The 21,562-nt window shown below is 62.2% G+C and carries 21 protein-coding genes; 14 read left to right on the top strand and 7 right to left on the bottom strand.

Annotation, left to right across the window (positions count from 1 at the left end; all coding sequences use genetic code 11):
• Positions 1 to 11 precede the first annotated feature (11 nt).
• From EV130_RS07430 to EV130_RS07415, 4 genes are all read left to right on the top strand, one after another.
• Complete coding sequence (locus tag EV130_RS07430; protein WP_132659804.1) at positions 12 to 1,208, top strand: Tm-1-like ATP-binding domain-containing protein; 1,197 nt, start codon at positions 12 to 14, stop codon at positions 1,206 to 1,208.
• Positions 1,209 to 1,218: 10 nt separating this feature from the next.
• On the top strand, positions 1,219 to 2,061 hold the full coding sequence (locus tag EV130_RS07425) for a phosphoenolpyruvate hydrolase family protein (RefSeq protein ID WP_074065230.1): 843 nt from the start codon (positions 1,219 to 1,221) through the stop codon (positions 2,059 to 2,061).
• Positions 2,062 to 2,086: 25 nt separating this feature from the next.
• The gene (locus EV130_RS07420; protein ID WP_074065229.1) at positions 2,087 to 2,500 is read left to right on the top strand and encodes a cupin domain-containing protein; all 414 of its coding nucleotides are present in this window, start codon (positions 2,087 to 2,089) and stop codon (positions 2,498 to 2,500) included.
• A 66-nt stretch (positions 2,501 to 2,566) separates the two neighbouring features.
• Positions 2,567 to 3,721 (top strand): M24 family metallopeptidase, encoded by a 1,155-nt coding sequence (locus EV130_RS07415; RefSeq protein ID WP_165918505.1) that lies wholly within the window; start codon positions 2,567 to 2,569, stop codon positions 3,719 to 3,721.
• 70 nt (positions 3,722 to 3,791) lie between these two features.
• Here the strand turns inward: EV130_RS07415 and EV130_RS07410 are convergent, their stop codons facing one another.
• The gene (locus tag EV130_RS07410; RefSeq protein WP_074065228.1) at positions 3,792 to 4,385 is read right to left on the bottom strand and encodes a DJ-1/PfpI family protein; all 594 of its coding nucleotides are present in this window, start codon (positions 4,383 to 4,385) and stop codon (positions 3,792 to 3,794) included.
• Between the two features lie 54 nt (positions 4,386 to 4,439).
• Positions 4,440 to 5,138, bottom strand: coding sequence for a GntR family transcriptional regulator (locus EV130_RS07405; RefSeq protein ID WP_074065227.1), 699 nt, complete (start codon positions 5,136 to 5,138; stop codon positions 4,440 to 4,442).
• A 100-nt stretch (positions 5,139 to 5,238) separates the two neighbouring features.
• Between EV130_RS07405 and EV130_RS07400 the strand changes: the two genes are divergently transcribed.
• From EV130_RS07400 to EV130_RS07385, 4 genes are read left to right on the top strand one after another with little or no spacing between them, the layout of a single operon-like run.
• Complete coding sequence (locus EV130_RS07400) at positions 5,239 to 6,273, top strand: Ldh family oxidoreductase (protein WP_132659800.1); 1,035 nt, start codon at positions 5,239 to 5,241, stop codon at positions 6,271 to 6,273.
• On the top strand, positions 6,270 to 7,499 hold the full coding sequence (locus tag EV130_RS07395) for an iron-containing alcohol dehydrogenase (protein ID WP_132659798.1): 1,230 nt from the start codon (positions 6,270 to 6,272) through the stop codon (positions 7,497 to 7,499). Before EV130_RS07400 ends, EV130_RS07395 begins: the two co-directional genes overlap by 4 nt.
• Positions 7,500 to 7,514: 15 nt before the next feature.
• Positions 7,515 to 9,002 carry an NAD-dependent succinate-semialdehyde dehydrogenase gene (locus EV130_RS07390; protein ID WP_074065224.1) on the top strand — a complete coding sequence of 496 codons (1,488 nt, stop codon included), beginning with the start codon at positions 7,515 to 7,517 and terminating at the stop codon, positions 9,000 to 9,002.
• A gap of 11 nt (positions 9,003 to 9,013) precedes the next feature.
• A complete protein-coding gene (locus tag EV130_RS07385) occupies positions 9,014 to 9,838 on the top strand; it encodes an alpha/beta hydrolase (protein ID WP_074065223.1) in 825 nt (274 codons plus the stop codon).
• A gap of 229 nt (positions 9,839 to 10,067) precedes the next feature.
• Here the strand turns inward: EV130_RS07385 and EV130_RS07380 are convergent, their stop codons facing one another.
• Positions 10,068 to 10,283, bottom strand: coding sequence for a hypothetical protein (locus EV130_RS07380; protein ID WP_074065222.1), 216 nt, complete (start codon positions 10,281 to 10,283; stop codon positions 10,068 to 10,070).
• A gap of 278 nt (positions 10,284 to 10,561) precedes the next feature.
• Here EV130_RS07380 and EV130_RS07375 point away from each other — a divergent pair, with 278 nt between their 5' ends.
• Entirely contained in the window at positions 10,562 to 11,248 is a 687-nt protein-coding gene (locus tag EV130_RS07375) for a winged helix-turn-helix transcriptional regulator (protein WP_074065221.1), read from the top strand.
• A 122-nt stretch (positions 11,249 to 11,370) separates the two neighbouring features.
• Positions 11,371 to 12,612, top strand: coding sequence for an 8-amino-7-oxononanoate synthase family protein (locus EV130_RS07370; RefSeq protein WP_074065220.1), 1,242 nt, complete (start codon positions 11,371 to 11,373; stop codon positions 12,610 to 12,612).
• Positions 12,613 to 12,650: 38 nt separating this feature from the next.
• Here the strand turns inward: EV130_RS07370 and EV130_RS07365 are convergent, their stop codons facing one another.
• From EV130_RS07365 to EV130_RS07350, 4 genes are all read right to left on the bottom strand, one after another.
• Positions 12,651 to 13,715 (bottom strand): extracellular solute-binding protein, encoded by a 1,065-nt coding sequence (locus tag EV130_RS07365; protein WP_132551868.1) that lies wholly within the window; start codon positions 13,713 to 13,715, stop codon positions 12,651 to 12,653.
• A 31-nt stretch (positions 13,716 to 13,746) separates the two neighbouring features.
• Complete coding sequence (locus EV130_RS07360) at positions 13,747 to 14,466, bottom strand: ABC transporter permease (RefSeq protein WP_132659862.1); 720 nt, start codon at positions 14,464 to 14,466, stop codon at positions 13,747 to 13,749.
• Positions 14,467 to 14,566: 100 nt separating this feature from the next.
• Positions 14,567 to 15,475, bottom strand: a complete 909-nt coding sequence (locus EV130_RS07355) for an ABC transporter permease (RefSeq protein WP_074065733.1) — start codon at positions 15,473 to 15,475, stop codon at positions 14,567 to 14,569.
• Between the two features lie 2 nt (positions 15,476 to 15,477).
• Entirely contained in the window at positions 15,478 to 16,575 is a 1,098-nt protein-coding gene (locus EV130_RS07350; RefSeq protein ID WP_132659796.1) for an ABC transporter ATP-binding protein, read from the bottom strand.
• 197 nt (positions 16,576 to 16,772) lie between these two features.
• Between EV130_RS07350 and EV130_RS07345 the strand changes: the two genes are divergently transcribed.
• The 4 genes from EV130_RS07345 (at position 16,773) to fabG (ending at position 21,416) form a co-directional block, all read left to right on the top strand.
• The gene (locus tag EV130_RS07345) at positions 16,773 to 17,483 is read left to right on the top strand and encodes a GntR family transcriptional regulator (protein ID WP_074065217.1); all 711 of its coding nucleotides are present in this window, start codon (positions 16,773 to 16,775) and stop codon (positions 17,481 to 17,483) included.
• 89 nt (positions 17,484 to 17,572) lie between these two features.
• On the top strand, positions 17,573 to 18,934 hold the full coding sequence (locus EV130_RS07340; RefSeq protein ID WP_132659794.1) for an aspartate aminotransferase family protein: 1,362 nt from the start codon (positions 17,573 to 17,575) through the stop codon (positions 18,932 to 18,934).
• Positions 18,931 to 20,643 (top strand): acetolactate synthase catalytic subunit, encoded by a 1,713-nt coding sequence (locus tag EV130_RS07335; protein ID WP_132551864.1) that lies wholly within the window; start codon positions 18,931 to 18,933, stop codon positions 20,641 to 20,643. Before EV130_RS07340 ends, EV130_RS07335 begins: the two co-directional genes overlap by 4 nt.
• Positions 20,640 to 21,416, top strand: a complete 777-nt coding sequence (gene fabG, locus EV130_RS07330) for a 3-oxoacyl-ACP reductase FabG (protein WP_132659792.1) — start codon at positions 20,640 to 20,642, stop codon at positions 21,414 to 21,416. The genes EV130_RS07335 and fabG overlap by 4 nt, the downstream gene beginning before the upstream one ends.
• Positions 21,417 to 21,562 lie beyond the last annotated feature (146 nt).

The raw sequence follows: 21,562 nt of genomic DNA, 5'->3' as shown, positions 1-21,562 counted from the left end.
GTGGAGGAGAAATGAAGAACATCTACGTCGTCGCAACGGCCGACACGAAGGGCGAGGAGCTCGATTACCTGGCCGCTTGCGTCGAGGCGGCGGGCGGTGATGTCGTGCGCGTCGATGTCGGCACCCGCCAGCCGGCGACCGCCGTCGATATCAGTGCCGAGACGGTTGCCGCCTGCCATCCGGGTGGCGTTGGAGCCGTCCTTGCCGGCGACGACCGCGGCAGGGCGGTCGAGGCGATGGGCATTGCCTTCTCGCGCTTTCTCGCCGAGCGCCAGGACATCGCCGGCGTCATCGGCATCGGCGGAGGCGGTGGCACCTCGATCGTCACCGCAGGCATGCGCAATTTGCCGCTCGGCCTGCCCAAGGTGATGGTCTCGACGCTGGCGTCGGGCGATGTCGCTCCCTATGTCGATGTTTCCGACATCGTGATGATGCCCTCGGTCACCGACATGGCGGGCCTGAACCGGCTGAGCCGGGTCATCCTGCACAATGCAGCCCAGGCCATCACGGCCATGGCCAGCCGGCCAGCTGAGGTGACGGCATCGAAACCGGCCCTCGGGCTTACGATGTTCGGGGTAACGACACCTGCAGTAACCGCAATGGTCGAGCGCCTCAAGGCGGACTACGACTGCCTGGTCTTCCACGCCACCGGCACGGGCGGGCGCACGATGGAGAAGCTTGCAGACAGCGGCCTCGTCTGCGGTGTGCTCGACATCACGACCACCGAGGTCTGCGACCTGCTTTTCGGTGGCGTCCTGCCTGCCACCTCGGACCGTTTCGGCGCAATCGCCCGCTCACGCCTGCCCTATGTCGGCTCCGTCGGCGCGCTGGACATGGTCAATTTCTGGGCGCCGGAGACGGTACCGGGGCACTATGCCGACCGGCTCTTCTACCGCCACAACCCGAACGTCACGCTGATGCGCACCACGTCCGCCGAATGTGCGCAGATCGGGCGCTGGATCGGCGAGAAGCTCAATCTCTGCCAAGGCCCCGTTCGCTTCCTCATTCCCGAAAGGGGCGTCTCGGCCCTCGATATCGAAGGTGGTGCATTCTTCGACCCGCAAGCCGACGCCGCGCTCTTTGCCGCGCTGGAGGCGACCGTGAAGCCGACGGCGGCGCGACGCATCATCCGCCTACCGCTGCATATCAATGACCCGCAATTCGCCGAAGCCGCGGTTGCGGCCTATCGCGACATCGCCAACCCTTGAGAGACAACCAATGCCAGCCATACCCCGCAAGACCATCCTCGAAAAATTCCACGGCATGATTTCAGCCGGCGTGCCAATCGTCGGTGGCGGCGCCGGCACGGGCATCTCCGCCAAGGCCGAGGAGGCGGGCGGCATCGACCTCATCATCATCTACAATTCGGGGCGCTATCGCATGGCCGGCCGCGGCTCGGCGGCCGGCCTGCTCGCCTATGGCAATGCCAACGAGATCGTGAAGGAGATGGCGCTCGAGGTGCTACCCGTCGTGAAAAACACGCCGGTGCTTGCCGGCGTCAACGGCACGGACCCCTTCGTGCTGATGCCGCGTTTTCTCGCCGACCTGAAGGAAATGGGTTTTTCCGGTGTGCAGAACTTCCCCACGATCGGCCTCTTCGACGGCCGGATGCGGCAGAGTTTCGAGGAGACGGGAATGGGCTATGGTCTGGAGGTCGAGATGATCGCCACTGCCCACGCGCTCGACCTATTGACGACGCCCTATGTCTTCAATGAGCGCGAGGCGATCGACATGACGGTTGCCGGCGCCGACATCGTCGTGGCGCATATGGGTGTGACGACCGGCGGCACAATCGGCGCCACTTCCGGCAAGTCGCTCGATGACTGCGTCGACGAGATCACGGCGATCGCCAAGGCGGCGCGCTCCGTGCGCGACGACGTCATCGTGCTTTGCCACGGCGGTGCGATCTCCATGCCGGAGGATGCGCGCTACATCCTGGAGCGTTGCCCTGGCTGCCACGGCTTTTACGGCGCAAGCTCGATGGAGCGCCTGCCGGCAGAGGCGGCCATCCGCAAGCAGACCGAAGATTTCAAGGCACTCGCCATCGGCGCGGTCGTCTGAGGAAGGACACGGAGGAGGCCCTTTCATGGCAAAAGACGGGTATTTCATCTATCCAAAGGATGTCAGCGCCTTCGGATTCGACTGGGGCAGGCTGTCGCTGACGGTGGCGCCGGAGGTCAACGGTTCCAGCCGTTTTTCCGGTGGTGTCGTCGACCTGCCGAGTGGCCAGGGACATGCCCGCCACAATCATCCGGGTGCGGAAGAGATCATCTTCGTCATCCGTGGGGAGGGCGAGCAGATGGTTGAGGACGAAAACGGCAATCCGATCACGACGAAGGTTGGGCCTGGCTGCACCGTCTATGTTCCCGAAAGCCGCTTCCATTCGACGAAAAATACCGGCGCCGGGCCCATGCAGCTCTTCGTCGTCTATTCGCCGGCGGGGCCGGAGCTTGCGCTGCGCGAGCTGCCGGACTTTCGCCTGCTGCCGCCGGGCTCCTGAAGCCGGGCCATACGTTTTGTGGGAGGAGAAGCGGTGTACACCAATGCAAGGGAAACAGGTTTCGCCATGCCGCCGTTCGATACGGCCAAGCTCGACGGGCTCATGGAGGAGGCGGGCATCGACGTCATCGTCGCTACCTCGAAGCACAACACCCAATATCTGATGGGCGGCTACAAGTTCATCTTCTTTATGGCCATGGATGCCATCGGCCATAGCCGGTACCTGCCCGTCGTCGTCTACGAAAGGGGCGCACCTGACCACGCGGCCTATCTCGGCAACCGAATGGAAGGCGGCGAGCACCAGAACAACCCATTCTGGACACCGACCGTGCACACGGCGACCTGGGGCACGATCGATGCCGCAGCACTTGCCGTCGAACATCTGAAAAAGATTGGCAAGGCGAGCACGCGCATCGGGATCGAGCCGGCATTCCTGCCGTCGGATGCCCGCGATGGGCTTGTCGCCGGGCTAAAGGGCGCCAGTTTCGTCGATGCGACGCATACGCTCGAGCGCCTGCGCGCGATCAAGACGCCGGACGAGCTTTCCAAGCTGCGAACGGCTTCCGAACTTATCACGGAAGCGATGAAGGCGACGATCGCCGGCGCCCGGGAGGGCTCGACGAAGGCGCAGATCATCGAGCAGCTCCGGCGCGAGGAGACGAACCGCGGGCTCCACTTCGAATATTGCCTGCTGACGCTCGGCTCCAGCCACAACCGCGCGGCCTCGCCGCAGGCCTGGGAGAAGGGCGAGGTCCTGTCGATCGATTCGGGCGGGAATTATCACGGTTATATTGGCGACCTCTGCCGCATGGGCGTGCTGGGCGAGCCGGATGACGAACTCGAGGATTTGCTCGCCGAGGTTGACGCGATCCAGCAAAAGGCTTTTGCAAGGGTCCGCGCTGGCGCTTTCGGCCGCGAGATGATCGAGGCGGCCGAGGCGGAACTGAAGGCATCGCCTTCTGCGGCCTTCACCGATTTCTTCTGTCACGGTATGGGCCTGATCAGCCACGAGGCGCCGTTCCTGATGACCAATCACCCGGTCACCTACGACGGCATCGATGCGGAGCGGCCGCTGGAGGCAAACATGGTACTGTCGGTGGAGACGACCATGCTTCATCCGAGGCGCGGCTTCATCAAGCTGGAGGATACGCTCGCCGTCACCGAAGGGGGCTACGAGATGTTCGGCAGCACGGGCCGAGGCTGGAACCGCGGCGGCGCGTGATTGCGAGGCCCCAGCGCAAAAAGGTCCGGCAGATGTCACCTGCCGAACCCTTTTTTTCTTGGCCGCCGTATCAGGCGTGACGGATCTCCGTGCCGAGAACCTTCAGGCATTCGCGGATGAAGGCGGCGAGTGCCGTCCAGCCCTTGGCTGATACCATCGTGCCATCAACATAAGCTTCCGTCGGCGACAGATCCACATAGGTGCCGCCGGCCAGCGTCACTTCCGGCTCGCAAGCGCCGAGCCCGCCCACCTTCCTGCCGCGCACGACGCCATCGACGGCGATCAGGATCTGGACGCCGTGGCAGATAGTGAAGATCGGCTTTTGCGTTTCATGGAAGTGGCGGACGATCGTCTGAACGCGCTTGTCGGTGCGAATGTACTCGGGCCCGCGACCGCCCGCGCAGTAGACGGCGTGGTATTCGTCGAGTTGCGCCTCGGCCTCCGAAAAGGTCTTGTTGATGACGACGTTGTGTCCGAGCTTTTCCGTATAGGTCTGGTCGCCTTCGAAGTCGTGCAGCGACGTCTTCAGTATATCGCCTGCCTTCTTATCGGGGCAGACGACGTGCACCGTGTGGCCGACGGCCTCCATGGCCTGCTGATAGACGAAGATTTCGTACTCCTCGGTGAAATCGCCGGTGAGCATCAGGATTTTCTTGCCTGGCATGGTTCTCCTCCTCGTTGTCAGGTCGGGCAGGCACGTCCTTGCCCGCCGGGTTGCTCATGTTTCGTCGAATGCTGGCAGCAGCCGGTCGCGCGAGTGTTCGATATGAATGCGCATTGCGTTCGCCGCGGCTTCGGGGTCGCGAGCCGCGAAAGCATCGAGCAGCGTCTGATGCTCGCCGAGCGCCTCCTCGGTCACGCGTCGATGGAACATCAGGCGGAAGATATGGAAATGCGTGTGCTGGAATGTCAGCATCTCGCGGATCAGTTCATTGCCGGCAAATTCCATGATGCGGTCGTGGAAGATAGCGTCCTGGCGGGCGAAGGTCGAATAGTTGGCCCGCTCGTCCCTGTTGTCACGACGCGTCATCACGCCTGCGGCCTCCGTCAGGATCGCAAGCCTTTCGTCGTTCATCGCCTGGGCTGCCTTCGCAGCGCCGGGGGGCTCAAGCAGCAAGCGGAGTTCGTAGAGTTCGTCGAAGCGCTGGTGCGTGATCTGGGGTGCGGCACGATAGCCGATGAGATGCTGCTTGACGACGAGACCCTCGCCCTCTAGCCGGCCGAGTGCTTCGCGGATCGGAGTGTGGGAGACGTTGAACTCCTTGACCAGGTTATCGACCGTGATGCGCGCACCCGGGGCGATCTTCAACGACATGAGCTGGTTGAAGATCGCTTCGTAGACGTCGCCGGCCAGGCTGTTGGCGCGCTGTATCTGGGTCGTGGCCACTGAAGGTTCGTTGGGTCTCGTCGAAATCATCTGCTGTCTTGCCTCTTGACAGGTTCAACCGCTAGCACGATGCTACGGCGAATACAATCCTATATCCTATACGATTTTATTTTAGCGGAGGGAGGAGAATATGCGCTTAACCGAAGCGGCAGCCCTTGCGCTCGCCACTCGCCTGCTGGAAGAGCACGGCGCGCCGCGTGACCACGCGGTCCTGCAGGCACGTGTCCTGGTGACGGCCGACATGAAGGGGCACCCTTCACATGGCCTGCGCCGCCTTCCGCGACTGGTCGAGCGGATCAAGCGCGGGCTCGTTGACCCTCAGATGAAGGGCACGCAGCGCTGGCGGGCGGATGCGGTGATGGAGGTGGAGGGTTCTTCGGGGTTCGGTCCTGTGGTCGCCATGGCGGCGATCGAGCGGCTGGCACCCCACATTCCCGATCTGGGCATTGGCCTCGTCGTCGTGCGCAATGCGAACCACCTGGGCATGCTCGCCCATTATGTGGAGGCCATCGCCGCGATGGGTTTCGTCGGCATCGCGCTGTCGTCGACTGAGTCGCTGGTTCATCCCTTTGGCGGCACGCGGGCCATGCTCGGCACCAATCCCGTCGCGATCGCCGTGCCGACGGCCGCCGAACCGCTCGTGCTGGATCTCGCCACCAGCCTGGTGCCGATGGGCAGGATCCATCATCACGCGGCGACCGGCAGGCCCCTTGCCGAAGGATGGGCGCGCGATGCGGAGGGCCACCCGACGACTGATCCGGTTCGTGCCAAGGCCGGCGCGATTGCGCCCTTCGGCGACGCGAAGGGCTACGGCCTCGGCATCGCCATGGAATTACTGGTGGCAGCCCTTGCCGGCTCGGCGCTCGCGCCTGATGTGCGCGGCACATTGGACAGCCATTTTCCATGCAACAAGGGCGACGTCTTCATATTGATCGAGCCCAGTCTGGCGCCCGGACTGCCAGCCCGGCTATCGGCCTATCTCGATGCCGTGCGGGCCTCACCGCCGGCAGAGGCAGGCGCGCCGGTTCTGGTGCCGGGCGATCGTGCCCGACGCCGGCGGGCAGCGGCCAGCCGCGACGGTTTCGATATCGACCAGCGCCTCTGGGAAGACCTCAACGCGCTTTCCAGCTCCCGCGTTCTGGCCTTTGAAGGACTAAGATCATGAGCCTGTTTGCCGTCTTGAGGCTGCCGCGCGAAATTCTGTTCGGCGTAGGCCAGCGCCATGCCCTGGCTGGTGTCGCCGGTAGGACCGGCCAGCGCGCGCTCGTCTGCACCGATGGTCGTTTTGCCGCGACGCCCGTCTTCGCCGAAACGATCGCCGCGCTCAAAGCCGCCGGTATCGCGGTACTGGTGTATGACCAGACGTTGCCGGACGTGCCGCGCGATACGGTCGCCGGTTGCGTGGAGGCTGCGCGCGGCTTTGGTCCCGACATGCTGATCGGCATCGGCGGTGGCAGTTGCCTCGACATGGCGAAATGCGCCTCCCTGCTGCTTGCCCATGGCGGCGGGCTCGGTGATTACTATGGTGAGTTCAAGGTGCCGGGACCCGTCCTGCCTGTCATTGCCGTGCCGACGACTGCAGGCACCGGCTCCGAGGTCACGCCCGTTGCGGTCGTCTCCGATCCAGACCGCACGCTGAAGGTCGGAATCTCGAGCCCGTATCTCATCGCCGCAGCGGCGATCTGCGACCCGGAACTTACTCTCTCCTGCCCGCCGCAACTCACGGCGATCGCGGGCGCGGATGCGCTGACGCATGCCATCGAAGCGTTCACGGCCATGCGCCACCCCGGCGATCCTGAACTCGCGCAGCAGCATGTCTTCGTCGGCAAGAGCGATCTCTCCGATCAGTTCGCCCTTCATGCCATCAGGCTCCTCGGCCGGAGCCTGGAAAAGGCCTTCGTCGACGGCTCTGACATCGATGCGCGCGCCGATGTGATGATGGGCGCGCTTGCGGCAGGCTGCGCCTTCGGCACGGCGGGCACCGCTGCGGCCCATGCGGTGCAGTATCCGGTCGGTGCCGTGACCCATACGGCGCACGGCCTCGGGGTCGCCACCATGCTGCCCTACGTGATGACCTATAATCGCCGCGTCGCCGCTGCGGAGATCGCTCTTGTCGGTAGGGCGCTCGGCCTCGACCCAGCCGGCCTGGAGGGCCAGGAGACACTTGCCGATGCGGCGATCGGCGAAGTATGCCGGCTTTTCGCCGCGATCGGCATCTCGCCGACGCTCGCCGGGCTCGGCCTGCCGGAAGACCGCCTTGGCTGGGCCGCCGAGCAGGCGCTCGGCATCGCTCGGCTGATCAAGAACAATCCGCGCTCCCTCGATGCAGCCGACATGCGTGGCCTCGTTCGCGCCGCCTATGACGGCGACCTGGCCGCTTCCGCCCTCTAACCTTGAGAAAACATCATGAACGTCAACCACAATCCTTCGCATCCCGACCACGATCGCTTCGGGTTCGGCTCGTTCTCCTACGGCCTCTATATTGGCGGCGCCTGGCGGCAGGCTGCGGGCGAGGGTCAAATTCAGGTGATCGATCCCTCGACCGAGGCACTCATTGGCGCCGTGCCCGATGCGACTGTCGCTGATGCGGCGGCGGCAGTGGAGGCTGCTGCGGGCGCGACAGAATGCTGGCGCGAGACGCCGCCGCGAAAACGTTCCGAGATCCTGCGCCGCTGTTTCGAACTTATGGTGGAACGCTCCGAAACGCTTGCCAGTCTCATTTCGCTCGAGAACGGGAAGGCCTTGCGCGACGCGCGCGGCGAGGTGGCCTATGCGGCGGAATTTTTCCGGTGGTACGCGGAGGAGGCGGTGCGCATCTCCGGCGAATTCGGCGTTGCCCCGTCCGGTGCGAACCGCATCGTCGTCGATTACCAGCCCATCGGCATCTGCGTTCTCGTCACGCCGTGGAACTTCCCGGCTGCAATGGCGACCCGTAAGATCGCGCCCGCCCTTGCCGCAGGCTGCACCGTCATCCTCAAGCCGGCGAGTGAGACGCCACTGACGGCCTATGCGCTTGCGTCCCTTTACCAGGAGGCTGGCGTGCCGCCGGGCGTTGTCAACGTGCTGACGACATCGACGCCCGGCCCCGTCACCGCCGCCATGCTTGCCGATCCGCGCGTGCGAAAACTCTCCTTCACAGGGTCGACGGGCGTCGGCCGCACGCTTTTGGCGGAAGCGGCGAAGAATGTCATCTCCTGCTCGATGGAACTCGGTGGCAACGCGCCGTTCGTCGTTTTCGACGATGCGGATCTCGACGCGGCAATCGAGGGCCTGTTGGTCGCAAAGATGCGAAATGCGGGCGAGGCATGCACGGCCGCAAATCGCATTTATGTCCAGTCCGGTGTCTACGATGTCTTCGCGGAAAGGTTTACGCAACGCATGGCCGCCCTGCGGATGGGCCCAGGTGTGGATCTGGACACGGAATGCGGTCCGATGATCACGCGCAAGGCGGTGGAGAAGATCGACCGGCTCGTTGCAGACGCCATATCGAAGGGCGCGCGCGCCCTTTGCGGCGGACAGGCACCGGCCGGACGAGGCTTCTTCTATCCGCCGACGGTGCTTGTGGATATTTCACCGGCTTCCGACATGCGTCACGAGGAGATTTTCGGTCCCGTGGCGCCGCTTTACCGTTTCGAGAGCGAGGCAGAGGTCGTCGCAGTTGCCAACGATACCGAATACGGCCTTGCAGCTTATATCTACACCCGCGACATCGGCCGTGGCATGCGCGTCGCCTCGAAGGTGGAGGCAGGCATGATCGCCCTCAATCGTGGACTGGTCTCCGATCCCGCCGCCCCCTTTGGCGGAGTGAAGCAGAGCGGCCTTGGACGGGAAGGAGGGCAGCGTCATGGTATCGCCGAGTTCATGGAAGCCAAGTACATTGCGACTAGTTTCTGACGGAGGGACCTGTGGCCGCCGATCCGTTCCGCATTCGTGACCAAGTCGCAGGTTTCGACGATATTGTCGACGATATCCGTACCCGCAGCATCGCCACTCGCCGCACCGTGGCCATGGAGGCCAACATCGCCTATGGTCGTGAGCCGGACGAGACACTCGACATCTTCCTGCCAAATGGCACCGGCTCGGGCCTGCCGATCCACATGTTCATCCATGGCGGCTATTGGCGGATGTTCTCCAAGGACGACTATTCCTGCGTCGCTGAGACCGTGACACGCGCTGGCGCGGTCGCCGCCATCGTCAATTATTCGTTGATGCCCATGGCGAGGATGGAGGTCCTGATCGATCAGGTCCTGAAAGCCAAGACCTTCCTGCTGGCGCATGCCGATCGCTTTGGTGCCACGCCCAGCAGGTTCTCCGTCAGCGGCCACTCCGCTGGCGCACATCTTGCGACCTTTCTCTTCAATCGATCGGTCGCGCCCTCGAGAGTGGTTGCTGCTTTCCTGCTTGGCGGACTATACGATCTCGCACCCTTGCAGACGTCTTTTCTGCGTGACGAGATCGCCTTGAGCGACGAGGAAGTGAAAAGGTTTTCGCCGATGCGCAACGTGCACGATCCTGCAACGCGCGTGGACATCATGACGGGCGAACTGGAAACCAGCCCTTTCAAGAATCAGGCAAATGCCTTCAGGGACGCGCTTGCCGGCCAAGGGCTTGAAGTGCGCGACTCGCGCGTTGCAGACGGGGATCACATGACCACGATACGCGATCTCGCCGTCGCTGGCACGCCCGTAGCGGCAGCCTTGCACGCCCTTATTGCCAATGATGCCAGTTAGAAACCGCAAGCGGCGTGGCTGAGGCGGGACTGCCGCTCATCCGCATTGGGAGTCCCGCCAAAGCGTTCCTGAAGACACGGGTGAAAGACACGGACCGCTTCGCTGGGGCGACACGCCTTGCAACCTGGCGGGCACGGAGGATGTCTCCTTGGAAATGTCCGACGCGCCGAGCGGCATGCTCCGGCTTCACTCGCGTGATCCACGAGCGAAGCCTATCTCAGCCGAGCTCTCAGCCGTCGTTGCCAAGGTGGCGAAATACCCGCACCCAGAAGGCGAAGTCGCCGCTTCGTTCATCGCTTCGAGCATGGATGGCGCACCATGCGACCGCTGTCTTGGCGCAATCGCCATAAATCGAGCGGGCCGTGGCCGCAGCCCGTTCGACCGGAATGTTGTCTATGAGCGCCGTTACACGGCGCCCCTGCTGCCTCGCACTCTTGTCACGCATGCCACTTGTCCCGTCACCGTCCGGCGCGGGTTGATCGAAAAGACTGTTGCCGGACGTCAATCCCCGCAGGGCCACGATCACGTGCCGTCCTTGGCGATCAGCCACAAGTGACAGCGTTGAGAGAACACCAGATCTTTTTATGTTGCAACAAAAAAAGGGCTAATGGGCTATCAATCGCCCAAAACGTGTCCTATAAGCAAATATCAACACTTATCTGCAACGTAAGCGTTCATATTTGTAACATCAAAAATCATTCACTGATCTCGACGAGGTGCCATATGAAACCCTGTATCGCAATCCTCTCGACCGATGCGGACTATTACCTGATGTTGTCCTATGTGCTTGATGCCAGTGGTTACGAAACGGTGCTGACCGACGAGCTCGATGCGGCCCTTGCACTGATAGCCGGGTCGAAGATCGTCGCCCTTCTGGTCGACTGCCAGCCAGAATCATCCCTTCTTTCCGACCTTTCCAGCCGACTTAGGGCACCTGACATTGAAAGTGACGTTCCTGTCGTGGCCCTGGTTTCAGCAGGGGTCCGCTATATTGAGATCCTGAAGGCCGAGGTCGATGAGAGCTTCATTCGCCCATTGAAACCGGAGCGGCTGCTCTCCTACCTTCATCAACGCCTGAACGAGAGCGGTGTGGCAGTCTCCCGTCCAGCCTATGCCGGGGCGAGTGATCTACGGCTCGATGCGGATGCAAGGCGGGCGCTCGCAAACGAAAAGCCTGTCGCTCTCAGCCCCATCGAATTTCGGATACTCAGCACTTTGATGAGCGCGCCTGGCCGAGTGTTCGGCCGGCCCGAACTGATCGAGGCGGTCTGGCCGCAAGCCAACTTTGTTGACCCGCGAACCGTCGACGTGCATGTCGCACGTCTGCGCCGCTCCTTGCACGATGCTCTCGGCCGTGAGGTGATCCGTACCGTTCGCGGGCAGGGATATGCGGTCGACGTCAAGGGTTGACCGTCACCGTAGCCCTTCGAACATTCATGCAATCTTAGGGAAAAATTCAGGCTGGCTTCGTTGTATGAAGCTGGGCCTCCTCCTTACGCTCGGTGTCACCTGACAGCAGTTCGGAGGACCCCATGCAGAATGAAGCGCGGCACAATGCGTCACCCCCAACGCGGCATCGCAACACGGCAAGTCTTGTACACACCTCGGCGCCGCATTTTGCGGCAGCCCATCTGAACGGGCTGATGGCGCTCTATGCCAGGCCGCTTGAAGGCCGGAAGGCCGAGATACGATCGCCGAAGGGCAAGACGAGGATCGTCACCGATTTCGTTCGATGCTCCTATCTCGGGCTCGATAACCATCCGGCGATTGCGGTCGGCGCGATGGCATCGCTCCTCGATTACCGGAGCCTTCACTGGTCCTGTGCACGAACGCGGCTGAACTTTGCCGCTCTCGGCGATCTCGAGGACGCGCTTTCGGATCTCTTCGGTGCCCGGATCATTACCTACACGACCGTGCTTGCCGCCAACATGAGCGCCTTGCCTATCATTGCCTCCGGCGTGCTGACGGAGGGTGTGAAACCCTTCATGGTCTTCGATCGCCTGGCGCATGCGACCCTTGCCTACAACAAACCGGTCGTTGCCGCAGAAACGGATGTCCGCACCATCGCCCACAACGACCTTGCCGCGCTCGAGGAGATCTGCCAGGCCCAACCCTGCGTCGCCTATATCTGCGACGGTGTCTATTCGATGGGCGGAAATGCGCCGATCGCCGAACTTCTGGATCTACAGCGGCGCTATGGCTTGTTCCTCTATATCGACGATGCGCACGGCGTTTCCATCTTCGGCGAAAAGGGTGCGGGCTTTGCCCGTTCGCAGATTCCAGACGGTCTTGGCGACAGGACGATCCTTGCAGCTTCCCTTGGAAAGGGCTTCGGCGCGTCCGGCGGCATACTGATGCTCGGCACGGCCGAGCAGGAGGAAATCTTCCGGCGCTTCGCTATTGCCCATGCCTTTTCCGCTTCGATCAATGTCGCCGCAATCGGCGCTGCCATGGCGTCTCAAACGCTTCATCGCACCGGGGAGCTGAAGCTGCGACAGGAGAGGCTGGCATCGAACATCGCGCTCTTCGACGAACTTGTTCCGACCGCCCAGTCCGGATCGCCGTTACCGATCCGCACTGTTGTCATTGGCGACGAACTGGCAGCGATCGGGGCTGCGCGGTCCGTTCTGGACACGGGAAGCTACGTCTCGGCGATATTCTTTCCGACAGTCGCCTCAGGGCGGGCCGGGCTGCGTGTCTGCCCGACCGCCGACCATTCCGTCGACGAAATAAAGGCGCTTGCTGCCGCAATCAGCAACGCTTTGGAGCGGTAGGGAAGGGAAGAGCCGGGTTTTTCGACCCGGCACGTTCTTCAGCGTATCCAGGCGTTCCAGCGCTCCAGCAATGCCGCAGCATTGGCATTGATCCAGGCGGCGTCCGGGATGACGATATGATCGCGAATATCTTCTTCGCTCGGCAGTGCTGCGCGCGCCGCCGGCGACATCGCGGCGATCGCCTTGGTGCTCGGTGGCGTGCATAACAGCTCCTCGCAGACTCGCGCCTGGGCTTCCGGACTGTTCAGCCAGAAGGCGATCAGCTTCAAGGCATTTTCCTGGTTCGGCGCGCCCTTGATGACGGTCAGACGATCGCCGACGAGAAAGGAGGCTTTATTGGACCAGCCAATGGCTCGGCCTTCGGCCTTCAACGCGTTCGCCCGTGTCAGCCAGATCTGGCCGATACTGTAGTCGCCGTTGCGAAAGCCCTGGACACTCTGGTCACCCGTCTTCCACCAGACGGAAATATCGCTGCGGATGGTCTCAAGCTTGGCAAGCGCCCGGTCAATGTCAAGAGGAAACAGCCTGTCCTTCGGCACACCGTCGGCAAGCAGGGCAGCGGCCATTACCCGCCAGGGATCATCAAAATTCGGAAAAGCCCGCCCGCCAGGAAAGCGCTTCGTGTCCCACATGTCCACCCAGGTTGCCGGTGCGCCATCCGGATATGCGTCGGATCTATAGGCCATCAGCGTTGCCGTCGAAAACAGCCGGGCCCCCGCGCCGATGCAGGCATCCTCGACCAAATCCGACCGGTTCTTGAACGCTTTGCAGAAGCCAGCAAGATCTTCCGAAGTCGTCTTGTGATTATCCGAACCCGCCTGGATTTCCCCGTCGGGGTAGAGATCCCAGGTCACATTGCCGGTTTTGACCATGGCAGTTGCCTTGGCCCGCATCTCGGCATTGGTCGCAGCCACCGAAACGACCTTGATCCCCGTGCTCTCCTCAAATGGATCGAACCAGAATTTCCGGAGTGCCGCATCATAGGCGCCGCCCGTCGTCGCAATGACGACCTGCTCTGCGGCCGCCGCAGCGCTTGGCGAAAGCAAGGCAATATGCAATGCCGCCGTCGCCAAGGCAGAAATGAAAGTGATTGACCTCTTCATGTCTTTCCTCACGTCATGAAATTCGGGCCGCCTACGTCTCCCGGCGGCCCTTCAGGAGCTCGACCGATCCCATCAACAGCAGTGAAACGGCGACCATGAGGGTCGAGACCGCGGCGACGACGGGGGTCAGGTTGAAATCGATGTCTTCGAACATCTTCCGGCTGATCGTCTTTCCTCCGGTGTCGGAGATGAAAAAGGCGACCGTTGCCTCATCGAAGGAAGCGAGGAAGGCGAAGACCGCGGCTACTGCTACGGCAGGTGCGATACTCGGCAGGACCACGCTGAAAAAAGCTCGTGTCCGTGTCGCCCCGCAGCTCAACGCCGCACGTTCGAGCGCCGGATCGAACCGCTCGAGCGCCGCGGTGACGGTAATCACGACATAGGGGATCGAAAGGACGCAATGGGCGATCAGAAAGCCGGAGAAATTGCCGGTGAGGCCGATTGGCGAGAAGACGAGGTAGAGTGCAACGCCGAAGACGACATGGGGAACGATCATCGGGGCTATCGCCAGTGCCTTCAGAGCATTCCGTCCCGGCAGATTTCCCCTCACGATCGCAAGCGATGCCAGCGTGCCTGTCACAGTGGCTGCGACCGCCGTGGCAAGCGCAATCTTGAGGCTGAAGATCGTTGCAGCCCGCCAGTCCGGATCGGCAAGGTAGTCAAGATACCATTGCAACGTCAGCCCGCGCGGCGGCAGCTCGATATAGGCCGTCTTGTTGAGCGACATCGGGATGACCAGAAGCGTGGGCATCAGCAGGAAGAACAGGACGGCGCCGACGCCAAGGCCGCCTGCCAGCCGGACGGTGGCGGTACGGAGCGGGCGATTGGAGGCTTTTGACGAAACGGAAAGATCAGGTGACACTGTGTATTCCTTTGCTGACCGAAAGTGCGCGGCGGAAGACGACGACGCAGGTGAGCGTTACCAGAAGCAAGATGGTCGAGAGCGCTGCTGCAAACGGCCAATCGAGGACGACCGTTGTTTGCTGGGCAATGAGCGTCGCCATGGTCATGGCTTCCGGTCCGCCGACGAGGGCGGGGGTGATATAAAAGCCGATCGCAAGGATGAAACACATGACGCATCCAGCAAACACGCCCGGCAACGAGAGTGGCAGCACAATGCGCATGAAGGTAGCAAACGAGCCGGCGCCAAGGCTGCGGGCGGCGCGCGCATAGTCCGGGGGAATCGAGCGCAACGCATTGGTGACGGGCAGGATCATGAACGGCATGAGCACATGCGTCATTGCCAGGATCACCGCGCCGTCGGTGTAAAGCAGCTTGAGTGGCGCAGCCGTGAGACCGCTGTCGACCAGAAAGGCGTTGACGAGGCCGCTCCGCTGCAAAAGCACGATCCAGGCATAGGACCGTACAAGCACCGAGGTCCAGAGAGGAATGAGGACTGCCGCGGCGATCACAAGCGCCGCACGGCCCCGGGCTCGGGCCATCGCCAGCGCGACCGGATAGCCAAGCGTCAGGCTCAGCACCGTGACGATGGCCGCTGTCGAGATCGTGCGCGACAGGACGCCGAGATAAAGCGGCGTCGCCAAGATGCGCCGGTATTGCACAAGACCCGGCGCGGCGTCGCCGAAGCTCATGATCACGAGCCGCCCGATCGGGTAAAGGAAGCCGATCGAAAACAGGACGATCAACGGCATCAGCAAAACGAGCGTCAGGGATGGCCCGTAGCGCCCGGCCGGTGTCGCTGCTCTGAGCAGCGGCCACCTGGTCAAGCTTCCTGATTTTGGCGCAGCCGATGTGTCCATGATCACGACTCCTGCCTTTCGAAAACATGCAGATTGTCGCGGTCCGCGATGATGTCGACCCGCGCGCCGGCGTTGAGACGAGCAGGTTTGGAAGCGGCAGGTGTCTGGACCTGTATAAGCGGCCGGCCTTCGGTGTCTGCGCGCACAAGGTGCAGAACATAGGCACCGGTAAAGACACTCGCCTCCAATGTTCCGGGAATGACGTTGACTCCGCCTTTGCCGCGTGCCGCGAGGCAAAGGCTTTCAGGACGCATGGCAAGCTGCAGCCGCGCGCCCGGACTGATCGTGCCATTGACGCTTCCGGCCTGAAGGACGACCGCCTCACTGAGCCGGACCGAATGGGAGCCATCGCGTTGGCCAACATAGGTCCCATCGGCAAAGCTCATCCGGCCGATGAAATCGGCGACGAAAGGCGTTTGCGGCTTCCCGTAGAGAGACGCGGGCGTTCCGGTCTGGACGACCTCGCCGGCCGCCATGACGGCGACGCGATCCGACATCGTGAGCGCCTCCTCCTGGTCGTGGGTAACGTAGATCACTGTCGCACCGAGGCGCTGCTGGAGTTGCTTGATCTCCAGCTGCATGGCCTCGCGCAGCTTCTTGTCGAGCGCCCCCAACGGCTCGTCCATCAGCAGCACTGGCGGCTCGAAGACGATGGCGCGGGCAAGGGCAACGCGCTGCTGCTGGCCGCCCGACAGCTGATGGGGATAGCGTCCGGCGAACGCGCCGAGCTGCACAAGCTCCAGCGTCGCGGCGACCTTGCGCTTCCGCTCGCTTGCCGGCACCTGGCGCATTTTCAGGGGAAAGGCGACATTCTCTGCAACGGTCATATGCGGGAAGAGTGCATAGCGCTGGAATACCATGCCGATGTCGCGCCGGTTCGGAGCAAGCCGCGTGACGTCGCGTCCACCGATGACGATGCGCCCTGAACTCGGCAGTTCGAAGCCGGCGATCATGGTCAGAAGCGTCGTTTTTCCCGAGCCTGATGGCCCGAGGATCGAAACGAATTCTCCAGCTTCGATCGCAAGCCTGACGTTCCGGACCGCAGGATGGGCGCCGTAGTGCTTGCGTGCGTCGTCGATGAGTATGGGGGCACCAATCAAGTCTTCTCCTCCTAGAGAAATGTGAACGTATCGGGCTCGCGCTTGCAGACATGGCTACGCCCGTCCCGCCAGTCTCATGCGCCCGGCGTTGCGATTGTTCATAATCTCGTTATGCTGTTACATTAAACGGTAATACGTCTGTAATATCTCTTTTGTTGCAACAAAAATCACGGAGTGTCAATGCTGGGAGATGAAATATGAATGAAAATACAACCGCACGTCCGTGCGCACCGGAGGTTCACCAGGGCCGGCTTAGCGATTACGTCTATGAAGCCCTTAAGGACAAGCTCACCAGGGGCGCCTATAATCCCGGCAAGAAGCTGCCGATCCGCACCGTCGCCGAAGAGTTTGGCGTCGGATCGACTCCGGCGCGCGAGGCCATCAATCGGCTTGTCTTCGAGGGTGCGTTGGTAATGGCGGGCCCAAAGACCGTCATCGTTCCCTTCCTCGATCTTGCGGGACTTTACGAGGTGACGCAGATGCGGCTTGCCCTTGAGGGGCTTGCCGCGGAAAAAGGCACGATCAATGCAACCGATGGAACGGTCGAAGCCCTTTTGAAATTACAGGAGAAAATCACCCGATCTCTCGACGAAAAACGCTATCGTGACGCGCTCCACGACAACAAGGAGTTCCACTTTACCATCTATCGTCTTTGCGGCATGCCGCATCTCCTGTCGACAATCGAGATCCTGTGGCTTCGCGTCGGATCATCCTTCCACGATCTTTACCCGGAATTTGCAGAGCAGCGTTACGGCGTCCACAACCACATGGTCGCCATCGAAGGTCTGGCCGAGCGCGACGCATCCTCCGTGCGGGCTGCCATGGAAAACGACATTCGGGATGGCTACCGGCGTCTGAGGAAAGCAGCCCTGTCGCGGGCCGGTGAAGGGTCTGCGCCGTCTGGTTGATTTTTTTTGTTGCAACTTTTCTGGCATTGTGATTTTTGTTGTAACAAAATTGCAATGTTTGGACGCATGGTGCGCTCCGGAGGAAAAAGATGCTTCATACACGTGACGTTTCCGGGGACCGGCCGCTTTCGCGCGCCCGGTCCCATCATTTTTTCAACAGGGGGCGCAAGATCTTTCCCTCGGGGGTGACGCGGGTGACGGTCGAGCGTCAACCGATCCCCCTCTACATTGCACGCGGGGACGGCGCCTACGTGCACGACGTCGACGGGAACCGGTTCCTGGATCTCAACAACAATTTCACGACGCTGATCCACGGTCATGGTTTCCTGCCGGTTGCCGACGCGGTTGCCGACCTCCTTCACCGCGGAACCTGCTTTTCCAATCCGACCGAGCACGAAATCGCCCTTGCCGAACTGCTTGGCGAGCGCATTCCGGCGATCGAACAGGTTCGCTTCGTCAACAGCGGAACCGAAGCGGTGATGTTCGCCATCAAGGCTGCCCGTGCCTTTACCGGACGGGCCGGCATTATTCGCGTCGAAGGCGCCTATCATGGAGCCTATGACTGGGCCGAAGCCGGCCAGTCGGGTTCTCCAGCCCTTTGGGGAGAGGCATCCCGCCCCGCATCCGTCGCTGCTTACCGGGGAACGCCGCCCTCCGTCGCCGAGGACGTCACCGTCGTTTGCTTCAATGACGTCGAAAGCCTCGAACGGAGAATGGAGGAGGTTGGAGGTAGGACAGCCGGCATCCTGATTGATCCCATGCCGAGCAGAGCCGGTCTGATCACGCCGCGGACGGATTTCCTGGATGCGCTTCAGTCAGCCGCGCGAAGGCATGGAGTCCTCGTCGTTGCCGACGAAGTTCTCAATCTGCGGCAATCCTATCGCGGTGCCTCGGCCCGCTACGGCCTTGCGCCGGACCTGATCGCCTGCGGCAAGATCATCGGCGGCGGGTTTCCGGTCGGAGCCATCGGCGGGAGGGCCGACGTGATGAGCGTCTTTGCCAACGACAAGGGCAGGCCGCTCCTGCCGCAGGGCGGCACATTTTCGGCAAATCCGGTGTCGATGGTGGCCGGTCGCGTCGCGATGGAAGCGATGACAGAGGCAGCCTTCGATGGCCTGGAGTGCCTCGGCGAGCAGGTTCGCTCAGGTTTGCACGACGCAATCGATCGCGCCGGCGCATCCTTCAGTGTGAGCGGTGCCGCGTCGCTGTTTCGCATCCATCCGAAGAAGGAAGCGCCCAGCGATTATCGAAGCGGCTATGCCACACCTGTCGAAAACGACGTTACCAGCGCGCTTTCCGATCATTTCCTTCACCGTGGCATCCTGTTGCCGAATGGTGCCGCCGCATGCCTGTCGACGGCGATGACGGCATACGAAGCCGATGCGATTGTCGCTACCTTCTCCGACTTCCTTTCGACCCCCGCAGCTCATGAATTCGAGGCCTCCCGATGACACGTCCCAATGAAATGCAGACCGTCGCAGAGCGTATTGCGCACAGCCTGAAGCGGCATGACGTTTCGATGATCTTTGCGCAGAGTCTGCCATCCGCCGTCATCCTTGCGGCAGAAGCCATTGGCATCCGCCAGATCGCCTATCGGCAGGAAAACATGGGCGGCACGATGGCAGATGGTTATGCCAGACGGTCAGGGAAGGTCGGTGTCGTCGCCGCCCAGAACGGTCCTGCGGCAACCCTTCTCGTTCCACCTCTCGCTGAGGCCTTGAAGGCCTCTGTGCCAATCGTGGCCCTTGTCCAGGACGTCGAGCGGGACCAGGCCGATCGCAACGCCTTCCAGGAACTCGACCAACTGGCGCTCTTCCAGTCCTGCACCAAATGGGTGAGAAAGGTGATCGTCTCCGAACGCATCGACGACTATGTCGACGCTGCCTTCACCGCCTCGGTATCGGGCCGGCCGGGGCCGGTGGCACTGCTTCTTCCCGCAGACCTGCTCCGAGAAAAGGCCGCAGTCCCGCCACTGCATCGCGCCGCAAGTCTCGGCCGATGGCCGCTTGACCGGACGCGACCGGCTGACAGCGAGATCGGCCGGGCCGCTGCGCTGATCGCAACGGCGCGGGCGCCTGTCGTGATCGCCGGAGGCGGCGTGCATGCAAGCGATGCCGCCCAGGCGCTGGCGAAGCTTCAGGAAGAAGCAAGCCTTCCAATCCTGACGACCAATATGGGCAAGGGCGCCGTCGACGAGCATCATCCATTGTCGGCAGGTGTGCTTGGCGCACTCGTCGGGCCGAGGTCTCTCGGACGCCACACGCTTCCCCTCGTTCAGGAAGCGGATGTCGTTCTTCTCGTCGGCACGAGAACGAACCAGAACGGCACCGACAGCTGGCGTCAGATCGATCCGGCCTCGACTGTCATCCATATCGACGTGGATCCTTGCGAAATTGGCCGCACCTATGAAGCCGTCCGGCTTGCCGGAGATGCGGCAGAGACAATCGATGCGCTTCGCGCGGCGCTTGGCATGTGCGATCTGTCGAAACGCCACGCCGCGCGGGCGGAACTTGTCGGGCGCATCGCCAACTGCTGGTCGATGTTTGACGCTGATCGGCAAGCGAGCCACTCCTCTGGGACGCCGATCCGGCCGGAACGGATCATGCGTGAACTGCAGTCGCAATTGACATCGAATACGACGGTTGTCGCCGACGCGAGCTACTCCTCCATGTGGGTTGCGGGACAGCTCAGATCTCTTTCGGCAGGCATGCGCTTTCTGACGCCGCGCGGTCTTGCCGGTCTCGGTTGGGGATTGCCCCTCGCCCTTGGTGCCAAGCTGGCCGAGCCGGACAAGCCGGTTGTCGTTCTCGTCGGCGATGGCGGTTTCGCTCACAGCTGGGCCGAAATCGAAACGATGGTTCGAAGCAACATTCCCGTGCTGATCATCGTTCTCAACAATGGCATTTTGGGCTTTCAGCGCGATGCAGAGATGGTGAAGTTCGGTCGGTTCACGAGTGCTTGCCATTTTGTCGATGTCGATCACAGCCAGGTCGCCACGGCATGCGGTTGCCCGGCTGTCCGGGTCAAGGACCCCGAGGCGCTTGCGCAACATATCCGCACAGGGCTTTCCGGCAAGGCACCTCTCTTGATTGAGGTGCTGACCGATCCGGAGGCACATCCGCCGCTGTCGCTGTTTGCGGCGATGGACGAGGCGGCATGAGCACCGGCGGTGAGGGCCCGGTCGCCGTCATCACTGGCGGGACCACTGGCATCGGCCTCGCGACCGCCCGGCGGTTCCTCAAGGATGGATATCGCGTCGCCGTCTTCGGGCATCGTTCCGAGACCGTCAAGGCGGCAGGCACCACCCTTGCCGAGGGCGTCGGAGCAGATCGCGTCGTCGCGTTGCAGCTCGATCTTCGTGACCCCACAGCCATTCAGGGCTTTTTCAATGATGTTCGAGGGCGCCTTGCTGCGCCCTCGGTACTTGTCTGCAGTGCCGGTGTTTCGCCGAAAGGCGCCAATGGTCCATCGCGGGTTGGTACTATGCCGCGCAAGGAATGGGACGATGTGCTCTCGATCAATCTGACTGGCGCAATGTTGTGCTGCCAAGCGGTGTTGCCCGACATGCAAGAGAACCGCTTCGGACGCATTGTCTTCGTCGGATCGGTGGCCGGAAGGACGCGGCCGCTGATTGCCGGCCCGGCCTATGCCGCCTCGAAAGCAGCCCTGGCCGGTCTGTCGCGTTCACTCGTCACCCAATATGGATCTTTCGGTATCACCGCCAATGTCGTTGCCCCTGGGCGAATCCTGACTGGAATGACGGGTCCAGTCTCGAGCGATGCCAATCGCGAGGCAATCAAGCGCATCCCGGTCAGCCGGCTAGGGACGGTCGAGGACGTCGCAGCGGCCATTGCGTTTCTCGCATCCAGCGAGGCAGGCTTCATCAATGGAGCGATACTCGACGTCAATGGTGGCGAATTTGCACCCAGTTGAGGCGAGGGCTTTTGATGGAACAGCGCGCGCTGATCTCGCAATCGCATGCTCAGCAGTATCTTTTGATTCCGACCAGATGTTCGTTCCGGCCACGCGTTCCATAGGCTTCGAGCGTGCTGCACGCCTTTCAAATGTCTCTCGCTTCT

The sequence above is a fragment of the Rhizobium azibense genome (assembly GCF_004342325.1).
Classification (GTDB): domain Bacteria; phylum Pseudomonadota; class Alphaproteobacteria; order Rhizobiales; family Rhizobiaceae; genus Rhizobium; species Rhizobium etli_B.
This window is presented reverse-complemented; position numbering and strand designations above follow the sequence as displayed.

Bases quoted from the DNA above. Each gene is read 5' to 3' on its own strand.
- EV130_RS07430 (WP_132659804.1), top strand. From the start codon at position 12: ATGAAGAACATCTACGTCGTCGCAACGGCCGACACGAAGGGCGAGGAG.
- EV130_RS07425 (WP_074065230.1), top strand. From the start codon at position 1,219: ATGCCAGCCATACCCCGCAAGACCATCCTCGAAAAATTCCACGGCATG.
- EV130_RS07420 (WP_074065229.1), top strand. From the start codon at position 2,087: ATGGCAAAAGACGGGTATTTCATCTATCCAAAGGATGTCAGCGCCTTC.
- EV130_RS07415 (WP_165918505.1), top strand. From the start codon at position 2,567: ATGCCGCCGTTCGATACGGCCAAGCTCGACGGGCTCATGGAGGAGGCG.
- EV130_RS07410 (WP_074065228.1), bottom strand. From the start codon at position 4,385: ATGCCAGGCAAGAAAATCCTGATGCTCACCGGCGATTTCACCGAGGAG.
- EV130_RS07405 (WP_074065227.1), bottom strand. From the start codon at position 5,138: ATGATTTCGACGAGACCCAACGAACCTTCAGTGGCCACGACCCAGATA.
- EV130_RS07400 (WP_132659800.1), top strand. From the start codon at position 5,239: ATGCGCTTAACCGAAGCGGCAGCCCTTGCGCTCGCCACTCGCCTGCTG.
- EV130_RS07395 (WP_132659798.1), top strand. From the start codon at position 6,270: ATGAGCCTGTTTGCCGTCTTGAGGCTGCCGCGCGAAATTCTGTTCGGC.
- EV130_RS07390 (WP_074065224.1), top strand. From the start codon at position 7,515: ATGAACGTCAACCACAATCCTTCGCATCCCGACCACGATCGCTTCGGG.
- EV130_RS07380 (WP_074065222.1), bottom strand. From the start codon at position 10,283: ATGCGTGACAAGAGTGCGAGGCAGCAGGGGCGCCGTGTAACGGCGCTC.
- EV130_RS07375 (WP_074065221.1), top strand. From the start codon at position 10,562: ATGAAACCCTGTATCGCAATCCTCTCGACCGATGCGGACTATTACCTG.
- EV130_RS07370 (WP_074065220.1), top strand. From the start codon at position 11,371: ATGCAGAATGAAGCGCGGCACAATGCGTCACCCCCAACGCGGCATCGC.
- EV130_RS07365 (WP_132551868.1), bottom strand. From the start codon at position 13,715: ATGAAGAGGTCAATCACTTTCATTTCTGCCTTGGCGACGGCGGCATTG.
- EV130_RS07360 (WP_132659862.1), bottom strand. From the start codon at position 14,466: ATGCCCACGCTTCTGGTCATCCCGATGTCGCTCAACAAGACGGCCTAT.
- EV130_RS07355 (WP_074065733.1), bottom strand. From the start codon at position 15,475: ATGGACACATCGGCTGCGCCAAAATCAGGAAGCTTGACCAGGTGGCCG.
- EV130_RS07345 (WP_074065217.1), top strand. From the start codon at position 16,773: ATGAATGAAAATACAACCGCACGTCCGTGCGCACCGGAGGTTCACCAG.
- EV130_RS07340 (WP_132659794.1), top strand. From the start codon at position 17,573: ATGCTTCATACACGTGACGTTTCCGGGGACCGGCCGCTTTCGCGCGCC.
- EV130_RS07335 (WP_132551864.1), top strand. From the start codon at position 18,931: ATGACACGTCCCAATGAAATGCAGACCGTCGCAGAGCGTATTGCGCAC.
- fabG (WP_132659792.1), top strand. From the start codon at position 20,640: ATGAGCACCGGCGGTGAGGGCCCGGTCGCCGTCATCACTGGCGGGACC.